This window comes from Wolbachia endosymbiont of Atemnus politus, from assembly GCF_013309895.1.
The window spans coordinates 1-6814 of record NZ_JAAXCS010000074.1 but is presented as its reverse complement, the minus strand read 5'-3'; the positions used below and the strand labels follow the sequence as shown (position 1 = coordinate 6814).

Sequence of the window (6814 nt, the reverse complement as noted above, 5' to 3'; positions counted from 1 at the left end):
ATTAAAATCTCATTTCTACCAATATAAAAGTACAGAAAGGCAGCTAAAGTCTTCTGGATTAGCTGGGTTTCTGCCAGATATTTATTTGCGATACAGCTTTGATAAGAGCTTTAATTACAACAAAAGTTTCACTTTGAACCAAAAAATAATAGACGGCGGTGGCACTTTTGCCACATTTAACGTATCAAGTAGCCTCCGCAAAGCAGAAAAGATGCGGTTTCAACAGTTGAAACAAGAACTTGCGCTTAATGCCGTAAAAGCATACGTTGACGTTTTACGAAGGACAGAAAAATTAAAATTGAGAGAGCACAAAGAGCGCGTTTCTCTAGAGCACTTTTCAGCGATGAAAAAACGTCTTTCCCTTGGAGAGGTGACCAACGCTGAAGTTTCACTAGCAAAAGCAAAATTTTCATCTTCAGTGTCAGAAAGAGTCGATGCTGTAGGCAAATTAAAATTGGCAAACATTTCTTACTTTCACTTAGTTGGTGAAGATCCTGATGAACTTTATGAAGCTAATGATAAATTACCTTACATTCCCGGAACTAACCGAGTGTTTATAATTAGCAAAAACCAATAATCTGTCTCTAAAAGCAGCAGTTTATCAAAAAAGAGCAGTCGGAATGGGAGTGATAGCTGCAACCTCTAAATTGCTTCAATCTTTAAATCTTGCTGCAAGTCAAATAAAAAAGTACAAATCTTGATTTGAGCAAGAAAGAGAAGCCCTTATTCGAGGAGATATTAGGAAATGTCAGGATTGGTTTTACTCTTGATGTTCTAATCTTTAAGAGAGGAAAGAATGCTTTCGGTGTAAGTCAAGCTAGAATGGATGCAAAAAGATCCATTCATGATTATTATGAGACAGTGAAGAATATAGAAAAAGGGGTCTAAATGCTTGGAATAACGTCCTGACAGCAAAGGCTGTTATTAAAGCAAGTCAAGAGGCCGAAAAAGCAGTAGCCCTAGCATTAGAAGGAGTTGAGCAAGAAGTCAACTTCAATTTAAAAAGCACAACTGAGCTTTTGGACACTGAAGATGCATTATTTAAAGCACGTTCGGATTTAGTTGAAGCACAAAGTGATTACGTGATCAGTGTTTACAAGTTGCTTTTTACGATAAATAGTATAGATTTCTATATTTAATGTTATTAGCGTTATCAATGATGGACAAAATAATCCATCTGTAAAAGATATCCTAGAGGATATAAAAAAGCTATATCTGGTAAAAACGCAAATGATTAAAGTGAAAATAAAAGAGAAAGAAGATGATGATGTGCTGTACCTTGAAGAGACGTACTTGGAAGATCCAGAAGAAGGTAATAGAAACGAGGATAAAGAAGACATCAACAATAATGATCAGAGCGAGGAAATGGTTTTCGATAATACCAAACTCAACAGTCATAGCCACGATTTAGAGAATGAAAAAGGTGTTCGCTTGCAGCATAATACCCAAATTAGCAGTGATAGAGTGGTTAATAGTAGCTTACAAGTAAAAAATAATGATCATCTAGTTTTGAAAGAAAATATGATAAAGATTAAAGAGCTACTTGAAAAGATGCAAAATAAATTACAGCGTAAGCAACAAAAAAGGCAAATCTCATCGTTGAGTAATTAGTTACGTCTCTTTTAAAACCTTAGTTATCGGAATGGCTAAATAAGTATCTACATACACTGGTGAAAGAAGTAGTTGAAAAAGAGCTCAAAGACATAATTAATAGTAAGTAGTTACCAGCGATAAAAGCTAGAGTAAAAACAGCTAAAGTTCGAAAATTATCTTCAACCAGGTTGTTGCATCGTTATTTAAATGACAGGTATGTACAAAAAACTAATAAAGGATGGATATAGTTCGCGCTCGGCATACAAGTTGATAGAAATAGATAATAAATTTAAATTGCTCCAAAAGGGACAAAATATTATTGACCTTGGCGCTTCTCCCGGTGGATGGTCATAAGTTGCATCCCAGAAAGGAGCAAATGTAGTTGCCGTTGACATAAAGCCAATAAACACGATTAATGGAGTAGAATATGTACAATGCGATATTATAAACGAGCTTGAAATTTTAATGGAAAGATTTAAATATTAAAAATTTTATGTAATTTTATCTGATATGGCCCCAGAGTCTTGTGGTTTAAAATCGTTGGACCATATAAGAATCATGCTTCTATGCGAAGCAGCATTGAATCTTGCAAAGCATTTCCTAAATCATGGCGGTAAGTTTGTAGTAAAAAATTTTCAAGGAGAATCTGTCAAAGATTTTTGCGACGAGTTAAAAAAAATGTTCAAAAATAGTAAAATACTTCAAACCAAAATCAAGTAGATCTGAATCTACAGAAATGTATTTAGTAAGCTTAAACTTTATCGGCAGCAGTTCTTCTGTGGAATATGACAAAACTTTCTAATCCTGCTCTACAGCAAATTTAAGAGCCATATGGGCAGCTATAGTGCTATTAACTATCAGAATGGCAAAAATTAACGCAGTAATAAGTAATATATGAATATTCAAAGATAAACTTTCAAACTGAACTAGTAATTTAAAGTATACAAAAGTTGGCATTGTGATCGGCAAAACAAGAATCTGTGATATTCCTGACGCCAAATTGTTTTGACCGATCATTAATGCATTTCCAGTAGCTGAAGTATTAATTACTATCAGCCTATTTAATAACAAAGATAAGCCAATTGCTACTGAGTATTCATTAATTCTACCCAGCACTACGAAGCTAAAAATGGAAGAAATTATTGAAATCGGCAACCCAAACAATAACCAGTGGGCAAAAATTTTATAAGCAATTATAAACTTAGAGGAAAGTGGTTGTGTGTATGAAGATTTGCTCTAATATTGCGTCATGATAATCAGAAGCAAATAAATTATTTGTGGAGATTTGCAGAACGAATGTAGCGCATATCCATGTAAATGATAACATAACTTCCTGTGTACTGTTATTTTCAAGTGTAAATGAAGATAAGCTTAACATTACAATCAGAATTCATATTATATAGATGAATTTGTTATTGTTTATTGTTATTTTTTTTTAACAAGCCGCTAATACTAGGCTTTTAAATGTTTATTATAAATTATAGTGTTTACTTTGAGATAGTATAATTTCTTATTCATAGAATATACAGATTTTATTATTTAATTAATAATGCAATTATGGAAGAGTTACCAAAAAAAATTATCATAAGGTTACACTCCTTCAGAAGATGAAGAATACATGAGCGTAAAACAGATGGAATACTTCAACTTAAAGTTGCAATCGATGCTTACTGAGCTAGAGAAACAAGAACTAGAAGATAGTATATATTGCTCTGATGAAGATAGTGGAAATGAGAAACTGATCGAGCGGAGAAAAGAGAGAAGAGAAGAAATTAAGAAGGCATTAGAAAAAATAAAATTAGGTACTTACGGCTATTGTGAATGGACAGGAGAAGAAATAGGGATTGAAAGACTGAAAGCCAATCCGCTTGCTATACATTGTATTGAAGAGCAAGAAAGATTAGAAAAAGAAAAGAACGTATATTACATCGAAAAGTAAGGAAGTGTTAAATAAACCATACTGGTCAATTTAAGGAAAGAAGGTACAAAAAGACAGAATAATATGCTCCCAAATATGTTTTTAGTGAAAGAACCAATGATGAATCAGCTATCAAATAACCTCAACAAATTTTTTTAACAAAAGGGCAGATGAGGTATGAATTGAAACAGAAAAGGAAGAGAAAACTGAGCGGTTCATCATTTGTAAAAGGCAAGACTTAATCTGATTCTTTGCGATACAAAGAAGGAAAGGAGGGTTCAAGGTTATTAAAAGGCGTGCTTAAGATTCACAATACCAGCATAAACCTCAGGTTGTATTTTTTCTGAAAATTGCGGAGTGCTAAATAAACTGTGTCAAACCGAGAAATAAAATAATAAATTGATATAAAAAATGGAGGTTTGACAATGAGTCAAAAATAGCAAACAGAACTACCGGATTGGCAGATTATAAAGAGTTTGACCTTACCCAGAAAAAGTGGAGAGAAAGTTTGGATGTTTTTTTACGAAAATAATAAATTGTTCTGGAATGCAATAGTTAATTCTACTAGACAGCTGACACTAAGAGTAAGTAAGTTATAAAATAATACAAATAATGAGTGTTAGATATGAGCAAACAAAAATACTAAAACCAAAACTAGAGAAAACAACTGGGAAATGTGTCCCAAGCATGTAAAGTGATGGAGAGATACATTTTGTAGATTCAAGGAACTATATGAAAATGGAGGAGAAACATGAAATAAGTAGGAAAAACCTCTGTTAGCTAATAGGGTCTCCGAAGACATAGAAAGAGCGATAATTAGTATAGCTACGGAATTTCCAGCATATGGACAAGAAAGAACTGCAAATGAACTAAGAAAAAGAGGATTTCTCAAGGAGGATGTATGGCTTAGAATTGACCTTGAGACTTTAATAAAGAGACTTAAGGCACTGGAAGCAAAAATAGCTCAAAATTTTAAGAGAAGAACAACTTGCAGCTTTAGAAAAGCAAAAGAACAAATCTTGGTGAAATTGATACCCAGCATCCAGGTTATTTAGGCTCTCAAGATACCTATTATGTAGGTAATTATTAATTTATATTAATTAATATTAAAGGTATATGAAGAGCAGACTTTTGTTGATACTTATTCTCGGGTGCATTTGCCAAACTCTACACAGATAAAACAACAATTACTGCTGCTGATTTACTAAACGACAGAGTGGTTTTTTGATGAGCAAAACGTGCGATTATTACGTGTTCTTACAGATCGAGGTGCAGAGTATTGCGGCAAGCTTGAAAATCATAGCTATATTTGGGAATCGAAAATATTCTAGAACTAAAGCCAATTCTCCACAAACTAATGGAATATGTGAGAGATTTCATAGATGATGAGTGTTATAACTTTATCTTTAGAAAGAAAATCTACAATTCTTTAGAAGATTTTCAGATCGATTTTGGTTGCGTTCTTACACTGAAGTAAGGCCTTACTCTGGTGAGTACTGCTATGCAGATATTTTTTGATAGCAAACATATTGCTTTTCAGAAAAACATTAGTAGCATTGAACAATTTTCTGATATTAGTTTTCAATTCTTCTGTCAGTTAATTCTTGTTTGTCAGATCAAGTCTTTTCTTTTACACAAATATTAAGCAACATATTCAACCTAAACTTGGTTTAGTTTCAAATACTGAACGCAGTGTATCAAAGAAGTGTGAAGTTGAATATGAAAAAATGAAGGAAGAATTGGAAAAAAAGTGAGTATTGACATATAGATGAAACAGGACATAGAAATGAAGGAAAAAGAGGCTGGAATAAAGAATTGACACTTTTAAAAGTAGAAGAGTCTCGTGGTAAGGAGGTGCCAGAATATGATGGCGTAGCCGCTGCATACAATTATTTTAGTTATGAAAATAGGCAAATATGTTGGGCACATTTGGCAATAGATTTGCTCACAGTAAAAATGCTGAAGTAAGCAAAATTGGCCAAACGCTCAAGTCACTTAGCAACAGTGTATTTGCAGTACATAAGTCAAAAAAACAAAATTTGATAGATAATTTGCGATTTTATCGACTGATGAGAAAAATTCGGAAAGCATTTTTTACGTAAAATGACAAGAATTGTACTCAAGCCTCGAGAATGGCAGTTTAAGGTCTGAGGATATGATGTGGAAGTTTTTATGTAAACCTAAAGTAATAGAGAGAACCAACAGAACGGCAAATTAGTCGCTATGCAATCTATCATAAGAATATCTTTTTCACTTGGTCAAAACGGGGAGAGAAATTTGTAGAAAGATTGTTGTCGATATTTTTGACATCACGTCTAAATGGTCAAAGTCCTTTTCAAAAGTTACAAAATCTAGTAGCTATAGCTACTTAATCATTTTAGCAATCCGTGAACGGTTACTAAATGCTTAGCTTCATTATCATGGTAATTGGTTGGCGGGAAGGAGTTTCTATGACAGTTAGCTACTTTATTTAATGTTGCACAACATTCTACTTATTTGATGATTCAAACAACTCTAAGGAAGAGTTTTCTAGCTCAGCAATGGCATTATTAATTTCATTTGAATCATTTCCTTGTAAAGTTTTTTGCATTTTGCAGCAGGTTTTTCAGCTTTCTGTCAGCGCATAGATTATTGTTGCTTTCAATCAAATGCATGAGTTGATTCCCAATGACTTTAGCTCCTGCAAGGGAGCGGACTTTCATATCTTCATCAAAATTGTTTATTGATTGGTTAATCATATCTTGAATATCGGCTTCACTTAAGCCTAAACTTGAATTTATTTCTACTACTTGCTCAATCCCAATGATTTTTTTATCGTGCAGTAACAGTCAATATTCCGTCAACATTAACTGTGAACTCTATCTCAACTCTTGCAGAACCTGCAGGCAGTGGTGGTATACCTTTTAGTTGAAATTGTGCTAGAGATTTGTTATCTTCTATCATTTCACGTTCTACCTGACAAACGTGGATTTTCATTGCCGTTTGCTCATTAAACATTAAACATTATTTATTTGTACCTCCATAGTACACTCTCGTAGACCTTTGAAAGGTCCATGTGAGAAATCTATATACAAGTATATATATATATATACATGGATATATATTTTTATGTGGCTATATACATATTATTTTTTCTTAAATATTATGTCTTCTTTCCAAATATAAGGATAACTATTGAGAAAAGAGAAAGATAGAAACAAAAAAAAATACCAAAAAAAAAAATCAAAAAGAAACCTGGAAATTTGTCATAATTAATTATGGAAATGAGAGATTTTAAGATAGAGATTAATATTTATATACATT

General features: G+C 32.8%; 4 protein-coding genes and 4 pseudogenes. 6 read left to right on the top strand and 2 right to left on the bottom strand.

Annotation, left to right across the window (positions count from 1 at the left end; genetic code table 11):
* From HET73_RS09905 to HET73_RS05255, 3 genes and pseudogenes are all read left to right on the top strand, one after another.
* Positions 1 to 1139, top strand: a pseudogene (locus HET73_RS09905) (TolC family protein); the annotation flags it as partial.
* 91 nt (positions 1140 to 1230) lie between these two features.
* Entirely contained in the window at positions 1231 to 1611 is a 381-nt protein-coding gene (locus tag HET73_RS05260) for a hypothetical protein (protein ID WP_410543558.1), read from the top strand.
* Between the two features lie 173 nt (positions 1612 to 1784).
* A pseudogene (locus tag HET73_RS05255) lies at positions 1785 to 2395 on the top strand (RlmE family RNA methyltransferase).
* On the opposite strand, the gene HET73_RS08375 reads toward HET73_RS05255, so the two are convergent.
* On the bottom strand, positions 2392 to 2757 hold the full coding sequence (locus HET73_RS08375; RefSeq protein ID WP_246210175.1) for a hypothetical protein: 366 nt from the start codon (positions 2755 to 2757) through the stop codon (positions 2392 to 2394). The pseudogene HET73_RS05255 and the gene HET73_RS08375 overlap by 4 nt on opposite strands.
* A gap of 454 nt (positions 2758 to 3211) precedes the next feature.
* Here HET73_RS08375 and HET73_RS05245 point away from each other — a divergent pair, with 454 nt between their 5' ends.
* The 3 genes and pseudogenes from HET73_RS05245 (at position 3212) to HET73_RS08370 (ending at position 5479) form a co-directional block, all read left to right on the top strand.
* On the top strand, positions 3212 to 3532 hold the full coding sequence (locus tag HET73_RS05245; RefSeq protein ID WP_174134138.1) for a TraR/DksA family transcriptional regulator: 321 nt from the start codon (positions 3212 to 3214) through the stop codon (positions 3530 to 3532).
* A 591-nt stretch (positions 3533 to 4123) separates the two neighbouring features.
* Positions 4124 to 5156 (top strand): annotated as a pseudogene (locus HET73_RS05240) (transposase family protein).
* A gap of 170 nt (positions 5157 to 5326) precedes the next feature.
* Entirely contained in the window at positions 5327 to 5479 is a 153-nt protein-coding gene (locus HET73_RS08370) for a hypothetical protein (protein ID WP_246210174.1), read from the top strand.
* A gap of 520 nt (positions 5480 to 5999) precedes the next feature.
* Here the strand turns inward: HET73_RS08370 and HET73_RS05230 are convergent.
* Positions 6000 to 6496 (bottom strand): annotated as a pseudogene (locus HET73_RS05230) (Hsp70 family protein); the annotation flags it as partial.
* Positions 6497 to 6814: the final 318 nt, after the last annotated feature.

Bases quoted from the DNA above. Each gene is read 5' to 3' on its own strand.
- HET73_RS05260 (WP_410543558.1), top strand. From the start codon at position 1,231: ATGATTAAAGTGAAAATAAAAGAGAAAGAAGATGATGATGTGCTGTAC.
- HET73_RS05245 (WP_174134138.1), top strand. From the start codon at position 3,212: ATGAGCGTAAAACAGATGGAATACTTCAACTTAAAGTTGCAATCGATG.